Source organism: Chromatiaceae bacterium, assembly GCA_016714645.1.
In the GTDB taxonomy this organism is placed as follows: domain Bacteria; phylum Pseudomonadota; class Gammaproteobacteria; order Chromatiales; family Chromatiaceae; genus M0108.
The window spans coordinates 77,928-94,883 of the sequence record JADKCI010000001.1; the positions used below are offsets into that span (position 1 = coordinate 77,928).

Below are 16,956 nucleotides of genomic sequence, written 5' to 3' on the forward strand. Positions count from 1 at the left end.
ACGAAGTTATCCGTTATTAGGGCAACGACTGACCGGAGACCGGCGAACCATGAATCTGAACCTGCATAAAAATGCGCGGACCACGCCCGCGATTCGCCAGGAACTGCGCGAATCCACCAAGTCAGAGCGCGAACTGGCCCGCGAGTACCACCTGAATCGCGCCACGGTGCGTAAATGGCGGCAGCGCGAAACCGGCGAAGATGCCTCACATCGTCCCCATCACCTGCATGCGACCCTGACGCCGGCCCAAGAGCGGGTTGTCGTCGAGTTACGCACCACCTTGTTCCTCTCCTTGGATGACTTGCTGGCGGTGACCCGCGAGTTCCTCAATCCCGCCGTCTCGCGTTCAGGCATGGATCGCTGCCTGCGGCGGCATGGCGTCTCCAATCTCCAAGCCCTGATTCCCCAGCCGGAAGACGAGGAGCAACCAAAGAAAACCTTTAAGGATGATGTGCCTGGATTCATTCACGCCGATATCAAGGCTCTTCCGCCCCTGCCAGACGAGACCGCGCATCGGTACCTGTGCGTGGCCATTGATCGCGCCTCCCGCTGGATTTACGTGGAAATCTGGGGCGAAAAGACGGCGAACAATGCCGCCGAATTTCTCCAGCGGCTCGCCGCCACAGCGCCCTTCAAGGTCCAAAAGGTGTTGACCGATAACGACAACGCGTTTACCGATCGCTGTTGCGCCGCCGGCGAACGCGATCCCACCGGGCGTCATCGCTTTGATCGCACCTGCGATACCCACGGCATCGACCACCGGTTGATCAAGCCCCGTCATCCCCAGGCTAACGGCATGGTCGAACGCTTCAATGGCCGCATCAGCGAGGTGCTGGCGACCACGCACTTCGATGCGGCCGCCAACCTGGAAGAGGCCCTGACCCGCTATGTGCGATTTTATAATTATCAGATCCAGCAGAAAGCGTTAGGACACCTCTCGCCAGTGCAAGCGCTGAAGGATTGGCAAGAGAAACGCCCAGAATTATTCAAGAAATAAGGTATAGAATCTCACGGGGTTGACACATATATCCTTGATTGCCTAGCCTTGTTTACCGGCCTGGCCGAGTTTTCCGCGGCCTTTGGTTTGTCCCAAGCAGGTCCAGTTGGCGGCCTTGTAGCAGGTGCCGCAGAAGCGTGGTGTCTCGACAAAGGTCTCCAGCAGCAGCGGGCGGTAGCCCGCGCCAAGTCCCTCGATAACAAGGATGCCCCATCCTCACAAAAAAATCTCTGACGGGGAGGTGACCTCTATCCTGACACTGGGGGCCTGCACCTCGATCACCGTGCTTTCCTCGTCCAGCGCCGGCGTGCGCCGATAAGGCAAACCGCAGTGGGGACACGCGCTCTGCCCATCGGCCGGATCGTGCTGTTCGGCGACCACGGGCAGCGTCGGGCGCGCGGTCCGGCCATACCCCGCACCGCCTGGCTGCTGGCCGCGCGTGCGCTTGGGCGCGTCGTGGCCTTCGCCCCGGTTCTTCTCCGAGGGCAGCGGACCGTACTTTTCGCTCTTCTTGCCGAAAAACCGCTGCCGAAGGTCTTTGATGGTGGCGTCCTTGAGCGCGAGCTCCCGCTTCAGCTCCTCGAGCTAGATCTTTGCGTGGGCATGCTGCGCTTCCCAGGAGCTGGCTCGCGCCCGCAGGTCAATGTGCTCCTGTTTGCTGATCGTTACCCATTCCCGAGCTAAACGCCACCCCTTGCCGTCAGCCGTGCCGAGGCCTGGATACGGTCGCTCCCAGATGGATCGAGACGTGTCGTGCCTTCCATGGCGCACGTTTTACGTCATTTCTGCGTCTGTGTTCCTTACTTTCTCTGCGTCCCGAAAGGCGTGACCGAATGCTTACTTTTGGCTCTCGTTCTGCCCATCATGCGAGTTGGTTCGTTCCGCGTTCAGGTTAAAAGGACCACACCAGGGGAACCACCAGGACAGTGACCAGCCCGACGACCAGGGTCAAGGGCACGCCGACCCGCACGAAGTCCCCGAAGCGATAGCCGCCGACATTAAACACCATCAGATTGGTTTGATAACCGATCGGGGTGGCGAAGCTCGCGGATGCCGCGACCATCAGGGTCAGGATGAAGGGTGTGGGCGACACCCCCATGCTCTCGGCCGCCTGCAGGGCGATCGGAAAGATCAGGACCGCTGCCACGTTGTTGGTTGCCAGCGAGGTGAGGATCGCCGTTGCAACAAAGACCAACGAGAGCGTGATCAGGGGATCGCCGTTCGCAAGCCCGATCAAACCGCCTGCCAAGAGCGATGCCGCGCCCGTCTTCTCCAGGGCAGCGCCGATGCCGAAGGAGGTCGCGATCACCACCAGAACCTGCCAGTTCGGTGAGCGCCGGGCGGTGCGGCTATTGGTGCAGCCGGTGAGGATCAGGAGCCCGGCGGCCAGGAGTGCGGCCTCCAGCATACTGAACCAGCCGATGGTCACGACGGCGACCATCGCGACCACGATGGCGATAGCGAGGGGCGCCCGCTCATGCTCGATCGGGTGCGAGTCGCCGATCTGGCTCACCAGCAGAAAGTCGCGCGAGTTCCTCTGCTGCTCGACAAAATCCGGACGCGTCTCCAGCAGAAGCGTGTCGCCGGGTGCGAGTTCGATGTCGCCGATCTTGCAGGCCACCCGCTCGCCGTTGCGGGCCAGCGCGATGATCACGGCGTTGTAATGGTTGCGGAAACGGCCTTCCCGCACGCTCTTGCCGACCAGCGGTGATTTGTCGGACAACACCGCCTCAACGAAGCAGCGTCCGGGGCGCGGGACGTTGAGCTTGAAGACCTGATTGGTCGCCGGGATCAGGCCGCGCGTCTTCTGCAGATCCATCACCGAATCGAGGATGCCGGCGAAGACGAGGCGGTCGTTGGCCTGGAGCAGCTCTTCGGAGGAGACCGCCGCCATCACCTGATCACCACGCTCGATCTCGATCAGGAACAGCCCCGGAAGCTGCCGCAAGCCCGCGTCCTCGATGCTCTTGCCGATCAGCGGACTGTCCGGCTGTACCAGCATCTCGGCGATGTACTGACGCACATCCTCATAACTCTCGGCTGCCGGGACGCGGCGGGGAAGCAGCCAGTTGCCGGCGGTGAGCATGAACACCAGCACGGCAACGGTGACCGGGAGCCCGACCCAGATGGGCTCGAACAAGCCAAAGCCGTCGCCCCCGACGCGCTCGATATAGAGTCCGTTGACGACCAGGTTGGTGCTGGTCCCGATCAGGGTGCAGAGTCCGCCTGCGATGCTCGCGTAAGAGAGCGGGATCAGCAGGCGCGACAGCTCAAGGCGGTGGCGTTTGGCCCAGTCCTGAACGGCCGGGATGAAGATGGCGACCACCGGGGTGTTGTTCAGGAAGGCGCTGACCGCCGCAACCGGCAGCATCAGGCGCAGACGAGCGTCGGTCGGTCCGCGCGGACGCCCGAGTAGACTGGGGCCGATCCAGCCGACGGCGCCGGTCTGGGTCAAACCCGTGACCACCACATAGAGCACGCCGACGGTCAGCATGCCGGGGTTGGAGAAGCCGCTCAGCGCCTCGGCGGGGGTGAGGATGCCGAACAGCAACAGCAGGGTCAGTGCGCCTGCCGTCACCACGTCCGGCGCGGCACGGCTAAAGGCGAACAGCCCGAAGCAGAGGATCACGATGCCGAGGCTGAACCAGCCTTCCCAGCTTAGCTCAAGGAGGAGGCTCATGGCGCCGACAAACCCAGGCACTGGGCCGACGGGCAATCGCGCGGACGAGTCACACAGACCACGATGATCGTGTCGGTGCCGTCGGGGCAGCGCAGGGACAGTGGGGTGGTCATATTCAAGAAATTGACCATGTCATCTGAAGGTTAGGAACGGTTCAAAAATAAGTTAAACAACTCGACGAGTGAACACCTTTACCACGATCCTCGTTGTCGTTGTCGTTGTCGTTGTCGTGGTCGTGGTCGTGGTCGTTGTCGTAATCGACAACGAGCCATTGATCGTTATCCCGGCCGGTAGCCAAGAAAAAAGCTGTTGCTGTTGCGCCGCCTTCACCCGCGCGATGCACGTCAGCGGGCGTACGGTAGCCCAAGGATGGGTGCGGGCGCTCGCCGCTGTAGAAAGCGAAGTGCTCGGGCAAGCTGGCATAGCCCTTGATGTCCACGTCTTCGTACTTCACGGTGCGCCACAGGCGTTCGACGAAGCGGCTGTCCAGCGCCGCCCAACGCCCATCCATGCTGATGGCGATGCCGGCGTCCAGGAGGACCCGCGTGAACGCCGCGTGCTGGTGAACTGCGACCCCTGGTCGGTGTTAAACACCGCGGGCCGACCATGGACCCGCAGGGCCTCTTCCAGACAGTCCACGCAGAAACCCGCCTCCAGGGTGTTGGACAACCGCCAGGCCAGCACCCGGCGCGGCCAGACCTTGGTCAGACAGCGGAGAACCCGGCGGTCTTGGGGTCGCGCGGTGGCAGGAAGTGCTCCAGGCGCTCCCTGAAGGCATCCCAATCGACGGCATCCAGGGTGTTTTTGACCAGCAGACCCAGGTCGGTCTCGCCTTCCATGCGCAGGCGGCGGCTGAAGAAGAGGGTGTCGGCGTCCTCCTCGCGCAGGGCCAGGGCCAGATAGTCGCGGGTGCGGGCGGAGAGGGTCAGATCCGGCTTGCCGCCGATGGCGTGCCCCCGGGGCCGGCCCGGCCGAAAGCCCTGCTCGCCCAAGTGGAAGTCGAGAGTCAGTCCGGCATCGGTGACGATCATGCGCAACCAGCGCCCGGTCAGGGGTTCGAGGGTGTCGCGGGGCAGGATGCGGTCGAGCGCCAGATTGAGGGCCAGGGTCAGCGCCAGGGCGGGCGGTTGCGCGGGTAGCAGGGCCAGGAACCGGGCCAGGGCGGGCGGCAGGTTGAAGTCCGGGATACGGGGGTTTTCCAGCCGGGCCTCGATGCGCTCGCGAAGCCGGTCGAGCCGGGCGGCGATGAGGCGGGGCGGACGGGGCAAACGGGGCGGGAAGCTCATGGTCAGGGCTCCAGGACGAAAAAGGGGTTACTCAGCGGCAACGTATTGCTCGACCCCGGGGCGGCCATGCCAGAAGCCGTTGCAGGGCGACTCGGGCATATAGTCGCGGCTGGCGTCGAGGGCGGCAGCCGGGGTCAGTCGCCCCTCCAAGGCGGCGCGAAAGAGCCTGACGATCTCCAGGGTATGGGCACCCTGAGGGCTGATGCGCAGTAACTCGGCACGGCCAGCCAGCCCCGGCAGGTCGGCCAGCAGGTTGTGGACCCGCGCCGACTGGGTCTGGACGCCATTGAGGGTGAGGAAGGGTTCGCCCTCGCGGGTGAGCAGTGGCAGGCCGTCCATGATGGAGAGGCAGCGGAATTCGCAGGCATCCTTTTGCAGGTTGAAATGGCGGGCGGTGAAGCAGCGCGCCGAGAAGGCCAGCGGCAGGCGGCCGTAGGCATAAACCTCGGTCTCGATGGGTGGGACCAGGCCGGCGCGGATCGCGGCCAGTTCGGCCCCGGGAATTTCGGGGGCGACCACCCAGCGGCCAGCGCCGCTCGCCATCAGCAGTTCCAGGGTCCGGGGGTTGAAGATATTGAGGGTCGGCCCGGCGACCCAGTTCGTCACCCCGGCCTCCGCCAGCAGGCGCACGGCGCCCATGTCGTTGGCCTCGACCCGAAATTCATCCTGGCCGACGATCTGGCGCAGGGTCTTGAGATCGGACTCGGACTCGATCAGGCTCTGGGAGGCCAGCATCACCTCCTTGCCCGCCGCCGCGAGTTGACGGCCAACCTCGAGCCAGTCGTCCAGGCGCAGTTCATGGCGGCGGGAGCAGACGGTCTCGCCCAGATAGACAACGTCCAACGGGCTGGCGGCGATCCCGGCATAAAAATCCAGGACCTCATGGCGGGGCCAGTAGTAAAGCAACGGACCGAGGGCAAGTTTCATCGGGCGAGGCTCCGGGGGAGGCGGGGTCATTTCCATGGCCTATGGTAGGCGCCGAGGGTATGGCTCTGGCCCTCGGAGACCTTGTTGAGTTCGGCCATCCAGGCCGGGGCCACCTGGAAGCGCTCCGGGGCGGCCATGACGGCGTCGATGGCCGCTCGCCACACCCGGGTGACCTGGGCCACATAGGCCGGGCTGCGCTGGCGACCCTCGATCTTGATGGCGCGAATACCCACGCGCGCTAATTCGGGCAGCAATTCCAGGGTGTTGAGGCTGGCGGGTTCCTCGATGGCGTAATAGGTCTCGCCCTCCACCTCGAAACGCCCCTTGCAGAGGGTCGGGTAGCCGGTGCGTTCCCCCTCGGCGAAGCGGTCGATGAGGATACCGTTGAGGCGGGTCTCCATGCCCTGGGGCGTCTCCTCCCAGCGCACCCAGCGGCCCGGGGAGCAGGCGCCCTGGCAGTTGGGCGACTCGCCGGTGGCGTAGGCGGAGAGGGCACAGCGCCCCTCCACCATAACGCAGAGGCCGCCGAAGCCGAAGACCTCGATCTCCACCGGGGTGCGGGCGATGACGCTCTCCACCTGCGCCAGCGACAGGACCCGCGGCAAGACGGCGCGCTGGATGCCGAAGCGCTCGTGATAATAGTTGATCGCCTCGTAGCTGGTCGCCGAGCCCTGGACCGAGAGGTGTAGCCGCAACCCCGGATGCCGTTTGGCCGCGTAGTCCATGAGGCCGGGATCGGCGAGGATGACGGCATCGACCCCAAACTCCACCGCACGATCCACCGCCGCCGTCCAGCTCGGCCAGTTGCCGGCCTGGGGATAGGTGTTGAGGGCCAGCAGCACCCTGCGACCCCGGGCATGGGCGTAGCTAATGCCTTCCCGCAGGCGCGGGGGATCGAAATTCAGGCCGGTGAAGTTGCGGGCATTGGTGGCGTCCTTGAAACCGAGATAAACGGTATCGGCGCCATGGTCGATAGCGGTTTTCAGCGCCGGCAGGCTACCGGCGGGGCAGACGAGTTCGAGCTGGGGGGATGCGGACATGGGTGAAGCGACCGGGAGAGAGAATCGGTTAATTATATCTGCCCCGCGCCATCGGGTCATGACAGGCTTCAAGCCCGAGTGAGACCCCAGGCCTTTGGCTTGGCCTATGCCCTGCTAACTCAACCGCCAGCCCTTGGCAGACCCGCCAGGATGAGCGCGCCTGGCCTGGTTGCGCCCGACAAAATCCTGGATCATGCTTGAGGAAGGATTGGGAGAGTATCCATGCCGCAACGCCACCTTGTTTTCGCCAGCCTCCTGGCCAGTGCCCTGGCGGGCGGCGGCTGCGCCCATCAAGAAGAGGCCCTGGAGACCCTCCCGGGCGAGGGCACCGCCGAGGCAGGTCGCTTTCGTCCCCCGGAAGACCCGCGCCAAGCCATCCCCCCGGCCCGGCAGCGGGCCATCACCATCTTTCTCGACTCCCAGACCTACGAATATCGCGAGGATGACCGGATTTTCGCCAGCGGCGCCATCTCCTCCGGCTCGCCCGAGCACCCGACCCCCGCGGGGGACTTTCGTGTCCTGTCCAAGGACGAGGACAAGCGCTCCGGCAAGTACACCAATTACTTCGACCAGAACACCCCCATGCCCTATTCCCTGCAATTTCATGGCCCCTACTTCATCCATGAGGGCTGGCTGCCGGGCCACGCCGACTCCCACGGCTGCGTACGGCTGAAATACGAGGACGCCAAACTCCTCTTCAGCCGCGTCCAGGTCGGTGATCCGGTCCTCATCAAACACGAGGGACGGGCACGGTCGGCAAACCCCTTTGGCGACGCCTTTCCCTTCCCGCTGTTTTGAAGGCCCATCTATCTGCTGATTTCCGGACGACAAGAAAAAAGGGGGGGTCGCGCGAGACTCGCTTGACCAAAGCCGCGATCAAGGCGGCCTGCGCAATCAGTAAGCCAGCTCAGACCTCGCCAAACAAGTCCCCCGGGGGACCGGCCTGGATCTCGGCGGGGCGCGGCGGGCGGATACCCAGATGCAGGTAGGCGGTTTGGGTCGCCATGCGGCCGCGTGGGGTGCGCATAAGATAGCCCTGCTGGATGAGGAAGGGTTCCAGGACATCCTCGATGGTGCCGCGTTCCTCGCCGATGGCGGCGGCCAGGCTCTCGACGCCGACGGGGCCGCCGTCAAATTTCTCGATGACGGCCGCCAGCAGGCGGCGGTCCATGTGATCAAAACCCAGGACATCCACCTTGAGCATGGAGAGGGCGCCATCCGCCACCGCGGCGGTGATGCGACCGTCGGCCTTGACCTGGGCGAAGTCCCGCACCCGCCGCAGCAGGCGATTGGCGATACGCGGCGTGCCCCGGGAGCGGCGGGCGATCTCGGCGGCGCCGGCCTCCTCGGTCTCGATGCCGAGGATGAGGGCGGAGCGGGCAACGATGTGGGCCAGGTCCTCCGCCGAATAAAACTCCAGACGCTGGACAATGCCAAACCGATCCCGCAGGGGCGAGGTCAGGAGGCCGGCGCGCGTCGTGGCGCCCACCAGGGTGAAGGGCGGCAGGTCGAGCTTGATGGAGCGCGCCGCTGGGCCATCGCCGATCATGATGTCGAGTTGGTAGTCCTCCATCGCCGGGTAGAGGACCTCCTCCATGACCGGGCTCAGGCGGTGGATCTCGTCCACGAAGAGGACATCCCCCGGCTCCAGATTGGTGAGGAGGGCGGCCAGGTCACCGGGCTTCTCCAGCACCGGGCCCGAGGTCTGGCGCAGGCCCACCGCCATTTCATGGGCGATGATGTGGGCCAGGGTGGTCTTGCCCAGGCCGGGGGGGCCGAAGATGAGGACGTGATCCAGGGTCTCGCGGCGCTGGCGGGCGGCGCCGATGAAAATCTCCATCTGCTCGCGCACCGCCGGCTGGCCAACGTAATCCACCAGCTTGCGCGGGCGGATGGCCCGGTCCAGCGCCTTGTCTTCCGGGGCCGAGTCAGGGCTGATGAGGCGATCGGGGGCAGGCGGGGAGGCGGACATCAAGGCTCGGGGACTGGGGTCAGGCGGCTGAGGCAGAGCGGGTCAGGCGCCGCGGATGAGATCAGTTTGACACGGCGGGCCCGCGATTGCACTCAGGGCCCGGGCTCCAGGAAGACCCGGACCCGGCTGGAACGGCCCTCGGCATCGACGACGGCGAGGCTGACGAAGCCAGGACCGGCGGGGCGCCAGTGGGTGGCGCGGGCGTAGGGCTCCCGGGCAATGGGGGCGCCGTCGGCAAACCAGGTGAAGGGCGGCTGACCGTCGCGGACCTTGAGGGTCAGCTCGGCCTCCCCGCCGGGGGCCAGGGCGAGACGAGCGCCGGCGGGGGGAAAGGCAATGCGCGGGCCGGCGGTCGCGGCCGAGCCCCCGACCTGGCGTAGCGGTGGGGGCAACTTGGCGGTGGTCGTGTGCAAGACTCCCGGCGGTGCCGGGGGCAGGGGCTGACGCGGTCCCAGGCGAGCGAAGGCATCGATCAGCAAGGGCGCGGCGGCGGTGATGCCGGTGAGCCCGGGCACGGGGGCACCATCCGGCCGGCCGGCCCAGACGCCGATCACATGCCGGCCGTCGAAACCCAGGGCCCAGGCATCGCGGTAGCCGTAGGAGGTGCCCGTCTTGAAGGCCAGACCGGCGGCGCTGGCGGCCTCGGGGGCCGGCACACCGGCCAGAATGTTGGCGACCTGCCAGGCGGCGCCAGCCTCCAACACCCGTTGCTGGCCAGGTGAGTCCTGGGTGGCCGGGGTCGCGGACAGGTTCTCCACCAACTGCAGGGCCCGCCCGCCCCGGGCGATGGCCCCATAAACCGCCACCAGGTCCGTCAGGCGCAGCCCCACCCCGCCCAGGCCGATGGCGAGACCGGGTGGCGACAGGTCTGGGAGTTCCGGTCGGGCCCCGGCCCGCTTCAGCCGCGCCACCAGGCGCGCCGGACCCACCGCCTCCAGCAGCTTGACGGCAGGGATGTTGAGGGAGAGCTGAAGGGCGCGGCGCAGGGTCACCGTGCCCTGGTAGTCGCGGTCGAAATTGGCGGGGACATAGCGACCAAAGCCCGCGGGGCGGTCTTCGATCAAGCTTTCCGGGTGGCCGATACCGGCCTCGAAGGCCAATCCGTAGATCAGCGGCTTGAGGGTCGATCCCGGCGAGCGCACCGCTCGGGTCATGTCGATGAAGCCCTCGCGATCCCCCGCCAGCAGGCCGGCGGAACCTACGGCGGCCAGGATCTCGCCGGTGCCGTGATCCGCCACCAGCAGGGCCACCGACAGGCGCTCGCCCAGGGCCAGGGCGCGCTCGGCGGCGAGCGTTTCCAGCCGAGCCTGGAGGTCCGCATCCAGGGTTAGCCGTTGCACCGCCAGGTCTGGATGCGCTACCCGCGCCCGCTGGGTGGCGTGCGGGGCCAACAAGGGGAAGGGGCGGCGCTGGCGGGGCACGGGCTCGCGCCGCGCGGCCTCGGCCTCATCCTGGTCGAGGATGCCCGCGGCGACCGCCCGCGCCAGGACCCGATCGCGCGCGCGTTCGGCCGCCGCCGGGTCCCGGTCCGGACGACGCGCCTCGGGGGCTTGGGGTAAGGCCACCAGCAGGGCCGCCTGGGCCGGGGTCAGGTGCCCGGGCTCCTTGCCAAACCAGGCCAGGGTGGCGGCGCGAAGGCCCTCAAGATTGCCGCCATAGGGGGCGAGGAGCAGATAGCGTTCGAGGATGGCCACCTTGTCCAGCCGCCGCTCCAGGGCCAGGGCCGCGACCATTTGCCGGGTCTTGCCCGCCAGGCCCCGGGTCGGCTGGCCCTCCTGCAGGCGCGCCACCTGCATGGTCAGGGTCGAGGCCCCGGAGACGATGCGCCCATTCGCGGCCCACTGCCCCGCCGCCCGGGCCAGGGCGAGGACATCGACGCCGCCATGGTCGTGGAAGCGCCGGTCCTCGCAGGCCAGGAGGATGCGGATGAAGAGGGGGTCCACCTCCGCCAGGGTTACCGGCAGGCGCCAGCGACCATCGGCGACGGTAAAGGCCCGCAACAGGCGGCCATGACGATCCAGGACCAGGGGCGAGGTCGGCACGGCGCCCAGGCGGGGCTCCAGGGCGTTGACCAGGAAGGGGAGACTTGCCAAGGCGGCGAGCCCAGCCAGGAACCCGATCCCGAGGGCGATCAAGAGCCAGCGGCCGGGACCGCGACGAGGACCAGCCGGCCCTTTCAACCTCATGATGGCAAGCGCTTTCTCATAGCCGGATTGCAGCGAAGGCCCAGCCCGCGCCGGTCAGATCTTGAGGCCCAGCAGGATGCCGGCGGTGAAGGAGGCGGCGTTGGAGAGGTTTTTCGACATGAAGTCCCGGAGCCCGCCCGCGTAGGCCCCGAACCAGGCGGCAAAACTGTCGTAGCCGGCCTCCATGCCGGACCAGTTGATGCCGATGAAGCCGGCGTGCTGCAGGGCAAAGAGGGCGATCAGGAGGAGACCGCCCCCCACCAGCGCGATCTTGAAGGCGATCTTGAAGGCAAAGCCCACCGCCAGCCCGACGATAAAGGAAAATCCCAGGTTCAGCAGATGCTCGGGGGAAAACAGGGCCGGATCGGCGCCCGGGCCCCTGGCCATACCAGCGGGCGGGAAGGGCAAGGCCGACTCCGGCGCGGGCGGCGCCAGGGTGTCCGCCCTCACGTCCGCCGGAAAGCTCTCGGTCGGGGGCCGCCCATGTGCCGGGGTGGCCAGGGCCGGGGCCTCGGACTGACGGGCCAGATGGGAACTCGCCGCCACGGCGCCCGCCAGGCCCAGCGCGCTCCCCACCAGGGTCAGGGGCCGCATCGCTCGCCCCGCCCCCTGGCCCCCGGCGCCCCATTCAAGACCCCGTCCCGCCGGTTCCGCCTAGCGCCGACGGGGTGGCGGCAGGTCGGTGATGGAGCCATGGGCCACCTCCGCCGCCAGGCCGATGGTCTCGTTCAGCGTCGGATGGGGGTGGATGGTCAGGCCGATATCCTCGTAGTCCGCGCCCATCTCCAGGGCCAGGACGGTCTCGCCAATGAGTTCACCCGCATTGGGACCCACGATACCGGCGCCCAGGATGCGCTTGGTGGTGGGGTCGAAGAGAAGCTTGGTCAGGCCCTCGTCCCGGCCGATGCCCAGGGCGCGACCGCTGGCGGCCCAGGGGAAGACCCCCTTTTCATAGGCGATGCCCTTGGCCTTGGCCTCGTTCTCCGTCAGGCCCATCCAGGCCACCTCCGGGTCCGTGTAGGCCACCGAAGGGATGGTGAGAGGATCGAACAGGGCCGGCAAGCCGGCGATGACCTCGGCGGCGACCTTGGCCTCGTGGGTGGCCTTATGCGCCAGCATGGGGTTGCCCACCACGTCGCCGATGGCGAAGATGTTGGGGACATTGGTGCGCATGTGTTGATCCACCGGGATGAAGCCCCGCTCGTCCACCGTCACGCCCGCCGCCTCGGCGGCGATGAGTTTGCCATTGGGCCGGCGGCCCACCGCCACCAGGACCCGGTCGTAGGTATCCTCGGCCGGCGCGTCCGGGCCCTCGAAGCCGACCTTGATGCCCTCGGCGGTGGCGCTCATGGCGGTGACCCGGGTGCCAAGCAGGATGCGGTCGTAACGCTTGTTGATGACCTTCTCCAGAGGCTTGACCAGGTCCTTGTCGCAACCCGGGATAAGCTGGTCCTGGAGTTCCACGATGTCGATGCGCGAACCCAGGGCCTGATAGACGGTGGCCATCTCCAGGCCGATGATGCCGCCGCCGACGACCAGCAGCCGCCCGGGGATGTCCGGCAGGGTCAGGGCATCGGTGGAATCCATGACCCGCGGGTCCTCGTGGGGGAAGCCGGGGATCTTCACCGGCGTCGAGCCGACGGCGATGATGGCCTGGTCGAAGCTGATCCGGACGCGCCCCTCGCGGGTCTCGACGGCCAGCCGGTTCGGCGCCTCGAAGCGCCCGGTGCCCTGGATGACCCGGACGTTACGCGCCTTGGCCAGACCCGCCAGACCGCCCGTCAGCTTTTGCACCACCTTATCCTTACCTGCCCGCAGCGTGTCCAGATCGATGTCCGGCTCGCCGAAACGCACGCCCAGGTGCGCCATCTCCGCCGCCTCGTTGATGATCTGGGCGGCATGGAGCAGGGCCTTGGAGGGGATGCAACCGACATTGAGGCAAACGCCCCCCAGACTTGGGTAGCGTTCGATCAGGACCACCTGTTTCCCCAGGTCGGCGGCACGGAAGGCCGCCGTGTAGCCGCCGGGGCCCGCGCCCAGCACGACCACCTCGGTGGCGATCTCGGTAACGGCGGTCTCCCCCGCCGCCTCGGCGTTCAGGACCAGGAGGAGATCGCCCTCCGCCACCCCGTCGCCCGCCTTGACCTGGATCCGGGCCAGGGTACCCGAGGCCGGTGCCGCAACCCCAACGGCCCCCTTGTCGCCTTGCAGCGTGACCAGGGCTTGATCCTTCAGCACCCGGTCTCCGGGGGCGACCAACACCTCGACGACCGCCACCCGTCCGCCGATCGCGGGCACGCGAACCTCAATGTTGTTGTTCATCTTGTTTATTATCCTCATAACTTTGGTGGTGGGCAGACCGCATCCAGCCAGGCCCGGCCTCATGATACTAGGTCGGGGCCCCGAGCGGGCAGGACCCGGATATGGAGCCGCGCGACCAAAAGGCGTGCATTCGCTTGCCAAAGACGCGAAACAGGGGTCAGAATGACGCCCCCAGGGGCAAACCCGCGACAAGTGCTCGCACTTACGCTTGGCATTGTGCTATAAATGAACTAGCCCCCTTGGGCGAAACCCCTATTTTCAAACAACTCTTGGAGAGTTAATTCATGACTAAGATCATTTCCCTGTCCGCCGCCGCCCTCCTTGGCCTGGGTCTCCTGTCTGGCTGTACCGATCAGCAGGCTCGTGATACCGCCGCCGACGCCCTGAAGAAGGCCGAAGCCGCTCAGGCTTGCTGCGACGCCACCACTCAGCGCGTTGACCGCATGTATCAAAAGATCATGTCCAAGTAAAGCCGGTTCGCCGTGCTTTGCCGGCCTCCCACGCGCTGTGGGATGCCGGCGTTCCCTTCCACCGCCCGCTTCACCGCATTCCAATCCAAATTTACGTCCGGGGACTGTGCCAGTCGCGCCGGAACCACATCGTGAAATGATGCCGCGGTCCCCTCGGGATCACGATGCACCTCCAGATATAACTCATTCCCGCGCCAGCCAAATTTATAGGGCTGATCGACAATGGTGATGGGTTCGTTGACCGATACCATCGGGAAGAGTTGTGCCACCCCCTCGGGATACATGCGGATACAACCGCGACTCACCTCCATGCCGAGGCCCCAGGGTTTGTTGGTGCCATGAATCAGAATGCTCGGCGCGCTTGTGCGCAGGGCGAACTCGCCCAGGGGGTTGTCGGGGCCGGCCGGCACCACCGCCGGCAAGGGTTCGCGTCCCTCCTTGGCGCGATCGGCGTGGTGGGCCGCCGTGGGCGTCCAGGTCGGGTCCTTCACCTTGGACGTCACCTTGAAACGCCCGAGCGGCGTGTTGAGACCATCACGGCCGACGCTGATGGCGAAAGTCGCCACCTCCTTGCCGTTGCTGGGAAAAAAATAGAGGCGCTTCTCCGCCAGATTGAGCACGATGCCCTGATGCGGCGCATCCGGCAGCACGAAGCTCTCCGGCACCAGGACGTCATCCCCCGCCTTGGGCACCCAGATATCCACCTTCTGATTGGCCATGCGCATATCGTCATAGCCCATGTTGTTCTGACGGCCGATGTCGAGAAGGGTGTCTTCCTTGCGGCTCTTTACATAGAATGCCCGACCTACGACCTCCTGGTTGGGGTCGGTCAGTTTGAAGACGGCGGCGTCGGCGGACAGGGTCCAGCCAGACGCCATCAGGGCCAGGCTCATGCCGGCCGCCAGGGGGGACAGCGCCCGCCCCTTATTCAATCTCAACATTTGTCTTTTCACGAATTTCACAGCCTCATGGATTTCGATGTCTAAGCCCTCGCCGCTCTCGCACGTTCGCAACATTGGTATCGCCGCTCACGTGGACGCCGGCAAGACGACCTTGACGGAAAGGATACTGTTTTATACCGGCGCTTCCCACAAAATTGGCGAGGTCCATGACGGCGCCGCCCACATGGACTACATGGCCGAGGAGCAGCGGCACGGCATCACCATCACCTCCGCCGTCACCAAGGCCCCCTGGCAAGGCCACCTGCTCCAGATCGTCGATACCCCCGGCCATGTGGACTTTACCGTCGAGGTGGAGCGCTCCATGCGCGTCCTCGACGGCGCCATCCTGGTGATCGACGGGGTGCGCGGCGTCGAGCCCCAGACCGAAACGGTCTGGCGCCAGCGCTGCCGTTTCAACCTCCCCGTCCTTTTCTTCGTCAATAAGATGGACCGCCCGGGTGCCGATTATCGCCACAGCCTGGAGAGCCTGCGCCAGCGGCTGGGGGCCGAGCCGGTGCCCGTGACCATTCCCCTGCCGGAAGGTACCCTGGATCGCCCCTCCGTGGTGCATTTGATCGAGCGGCGCCTCATCGGTTTCACCGGCGACCAGGGTACCGAGCTGATCGATGAAGCCTGCCCCGATGATATCTGGGAGCAATTCGCGGACGAACGCGAGGCCCTGCTCATGGCCTGCGCCGAGCAGGACGAGGAGCTGGCCGACCGGGTCCTCTCCGGCGAGGACCCGGAGCCGGAGGAGCTGTGGACCGCCCTGCGCCAGGGCACCCTGGCGGGGACCCACTTCCCCTGCTTTGGCGGCAGCGCCCTGCGCAATCTGGGCGTCCAACCCCTCCTCGATGGCGTCATCAAGCTCCTTCCCGCCCCCCTCGACCGCCCGCCATCCCTGGCCCTGAGACCGGATGGCAGCGAGGAATCCGTGGCCCTGGACGCCAAGGGGTCCCTGGTCGCCCTGGCCTTCAAGGTGCAGATGTGGGAGGGTCGGCGCCACGTCTTCGCCCGCCTCTACCGCAGCCAGCTCAAGCCCGGCGACAAGGTCCAGTTCCTGACCGCCGACGGGCGCGTCCCGACCGAGATGGTGTCGCGCATCTTTGATGTGGATGCCGGGCGCAAGACCGGCCTGGACCTGGCCAAGGCTGGGGATATCGTCCTCCTCGCCGGCCTGCGCCACGCCACCACCGGCGACACCCTCTGCACCCCCGGCCACTTGCTGCGCCTGGAGCGCATCGAGGCCCGCGAGCCGGTGCTGGGCCTGGCCATCGAACCCACCGCCGGCACGGACGAAGACAAGCTTCTGGAGGCCCTGCAAAAGGTCCTGGAGGAGGACCCCACCCTGCGCCTGGAAGAGGACCCGGAGACCGGCCAGCGCCTGCTGCGCGGCATGGGCGAACTGCACCTGGCCATCGTCATTGAGCGCCTGGACCGCGAATTCCGCGTCGGGGTGCGCAGTGGCCGGCCGGCGGTGGCGGTCCGCGAGACCATCCTGGGCTCGGGCACTGCCGACATGATCCATGCCACGCCGCCCATCATTGAGCAGCGGATTCCGGAACGACGGGCGCGGGTGGTGGTGGCGGTCGAGGCCCGGGATCGGGGTACCGGGACCCAGATCTCCGACGACATCCCCGAGGTCCTGCCCGCGGGGGCGACCCTCAACCTGGAGCAGGCGGCGGCGGTCCGCGCCGGCCTGCATGCCGCCCTGGAGTCCGGTCCCCTGCTGGGGACGCCCGTCGAGGACGTGGCCGCGCGCATCCTGCGGGTCGAAGTCTTTGGCGCCGCCTCCACCCCCGACGCCCTGCGGGCCGCCGCCGCCCGCGCCATCCACAAGGCCCTGGAGGAGGCCAGTCCCGCCGCCCTCAAGCCCCTCATGACCCTGGAAGTGGTGGCCCCCGAGGAAAATCTCGGCGCCGTGCTCGGCGACCTCCAGTCCCGGCATGCCCTCATCCGTGCCACGCGCGCCGAGGGCGACCGCATCACCATCGACTGCGAGGTCGCCCTGGAAAAGGTACTCGGCTACACCACGGACCTGCGCAGCCAGACCCAGGGGCGCGGCCAGTTCAGCATGGAATTCGAGCGCTTCGATCTGGTGTAGGGGACCCGACGCCTGCCCGGGCATTTAGCCC

14 protein-coding genes and 1 pseudogene are annotated in these 16,956 nt (G+C 66.7%); 4 read left to right on the forward strand and 11 right to left on the reverse strand.

All coding sequences use genetic code 11. From position 1 onward, the window contains the following. Positions 1–49: 49 nt before the first annotated feature. On the forward strand, positions 50–997 hold the full coding sequence (locus tag IPN92_00335; GenBank protein MBK8636779.1) for an IS481 family transposase: 948 nt from the start codon (positions 50–52) through the stop codon (positions 995–997). A gap of 42 nt (positions 998–1,039) precedes the next feature. Here IPN92_00335 and IPN92_00340 read toward each other — a convergent pair. From IPN92_00340 to IPN92_00365, 6 genes and pseudogenes are all read right to left on the reverse strand, one after another. Further along, positions 1,040–1,177, reverse strand: a pseudogene (locus tag IPN92_00340) (DUF4338 domain-containing protein). Between the two features lie 712 nt (positions 1,178–1,889). Next, positions 1,890–3,677 carry an SLC13 family permease gene (locus IPN92_00345; GenBank protein ID MBK8636780.1) on the reverse strand — a complete coding sequence of 596 codons (1,788 nt, stop codon included), beginning with the start codon at positions 3,675–3,677 and terminating at the stop codon, positions 1,890–1,892. Positions 3,678–3,831: 154 nt separating this feature from the next. Beyond that, positions 3,832–4,188 carry a transposase gene (locus IPN92_00350; GenBank protein MBK8636781.1) on the reverse strand — a complete coding sequence of 119 codons (357 nt, stop codon included), beginning with the start codon at positions 4,186–4,188 and terminating at the stop codon, positions 3,832–3,834. A gap of 193 nt (positions 4,189–4,381) precedes the next feature. Next, a complete protein-coding gene (locus IPN92_00355; protein MBK8636782.1) occupies positions 4,382–4,963 on the reverse strand; it encodes an SCP2 sterol-binding domain-containing protein in 582 nt (193 codons plus the stop codon). 27 nt (positions 4,964–4,990) lie between these two features. Then, positions 4,991–5,890, reverse strand: a complete 900-nt coding sequence (locus tag IPN92_00360; protein MBK8636783.1) for a U32 family peptidase — start codon at positions 5,888–5,890, stop codon at positions 4,991–4,993. Between the two features lie 26 nt (positions 5,891–5,916). Then, entirely contained in the window at positions 5,917–6,930 is a 1,014-nt protein-coding gene (locus tag IPN92_00365) for a U32 family peptidase (protein MBK8636784.1), read from the reverse strand. A 222-nt stretch (positions 6,931–7,152) separates the two neighbouring features. Between IPN92_00365 and IPN92_00370 the strand changes: the two genes are divergently transcribed. Beyond that, positions 7,153–7,728, forward strand: a complete 576-nt coding sequence (locus tag IPN92_00370; GenBank protein MBK8636785.1) for a L,D-transpeptidase — start codon at positions 7,153–7,155, stop codon at positions 7,726–7,728. Between the two features lie 109 nt (positions 7,729–7,837). Here the strand turns inward: IPN92_00370 and ruvB are convergent, their stop codons facing one another. The 4 genes from ruvB to lpdA form a co-directional block, all read right to left on the reverse strand. Beyond that, the gene (gene ruvB, locus IPN92_00375) at positions 7,838–8,902 is read right to left on the reverse strand and encodes a Holliday junction branch migration DNA helicase RuvB (protein MBK8636786.1); all 1,065 of its coding nucleotides are present in this window, start codon (positions 8,900–8,902) and stop codon (positions 7,838–7,840) included. 92 nt (positions 8,903–8,994) lie between these two features. Next, on the reverse strand, positions 8,995–11,088 hold the full coding sequence (gene pbpC, locus IPN92_00380) for a penicillin-binding protein 1C (protein ID MBK8636787.1): 2,094 nt from the start codon (positions 11,086–11,088) through the stop codon (positions 8,995–8,997). Positions 11,089–11,142: 54 nt separating this feature from the next. Continuing rightward, positions 11,143–11,682, reverse strand: coding sequence for an FUN14 domain-containing protein (locus tag IPN92_00385; protein MBK8636788.1), 540 nt, complete (start codon positions 11,680–11,682; stop codon positions 11,143–11,145). 60 nt (positions 11,683–11,742) lie between these two features. Beyond that, positions 11,743–13,410, reverse strand: a complete 1,668-nt coding sequence (gene lpdA, locus IPN92_00390) for a dihydrolipoyl dehydrogenase (protein ID MBK8636789.1) — start codon at positions 13,408–13,410, stop codon at positions 11,743–11,745. Positions 13,411–13,694: 284 nt separating this feature from the next. Here lpdA and IPN92_00395 point away from each other — a divergent pair, with 284 nt between their 5' ends. After that, positions 13,695–13,880 carry a hypothetical protein gene (locus tag IPN92_00395; GenBank protein ID MBK8636790.1) on the forward strand — a complete coding sequence of 62 codons (186 nt, stop codon included), beginning with the start codon at positions 13,695–13,697 and terminating at the stop codon, positions 13,878–13,880. Here the strand turns inward: IPN92_00395 and IPN92_00400 are convergent. Continuing rightward, positions 13,859–14,821 carry a L,D-transpeptidase family protein gene (locus tag IPN92_00400; GenBank protein MBK8636791.1) on the reverse strand — a complete coding sequence of 321 codons (963 nt, stop codon included), beginning with the start codon at positions 14,819–14,821 and terminating at the stop codon, positions 13,859–13,861. The two genes, IPN92_00395 and IPN92_00400, sit on opposite strands and share 22 nt — an antisense overlap. 37 nt (positions 14,822–14,858) lie before the next feature. On the opposite strand from IPN92_00400, the gene IPN92_00405 reads away from it, so the two are divergent. Continuing rightward, positions 14,859–16,925, forward strand: a complete 2,067-nt coding sequence (locus tag IPN92_00405; GenBank protein MBK8636792.1) for a GTP-binding protein — start codon at positions 14,859–14,861, stop codon at positions 16,923–16,925. Positions 16,926–16,956: the final 31 nt, after the last annotated feature.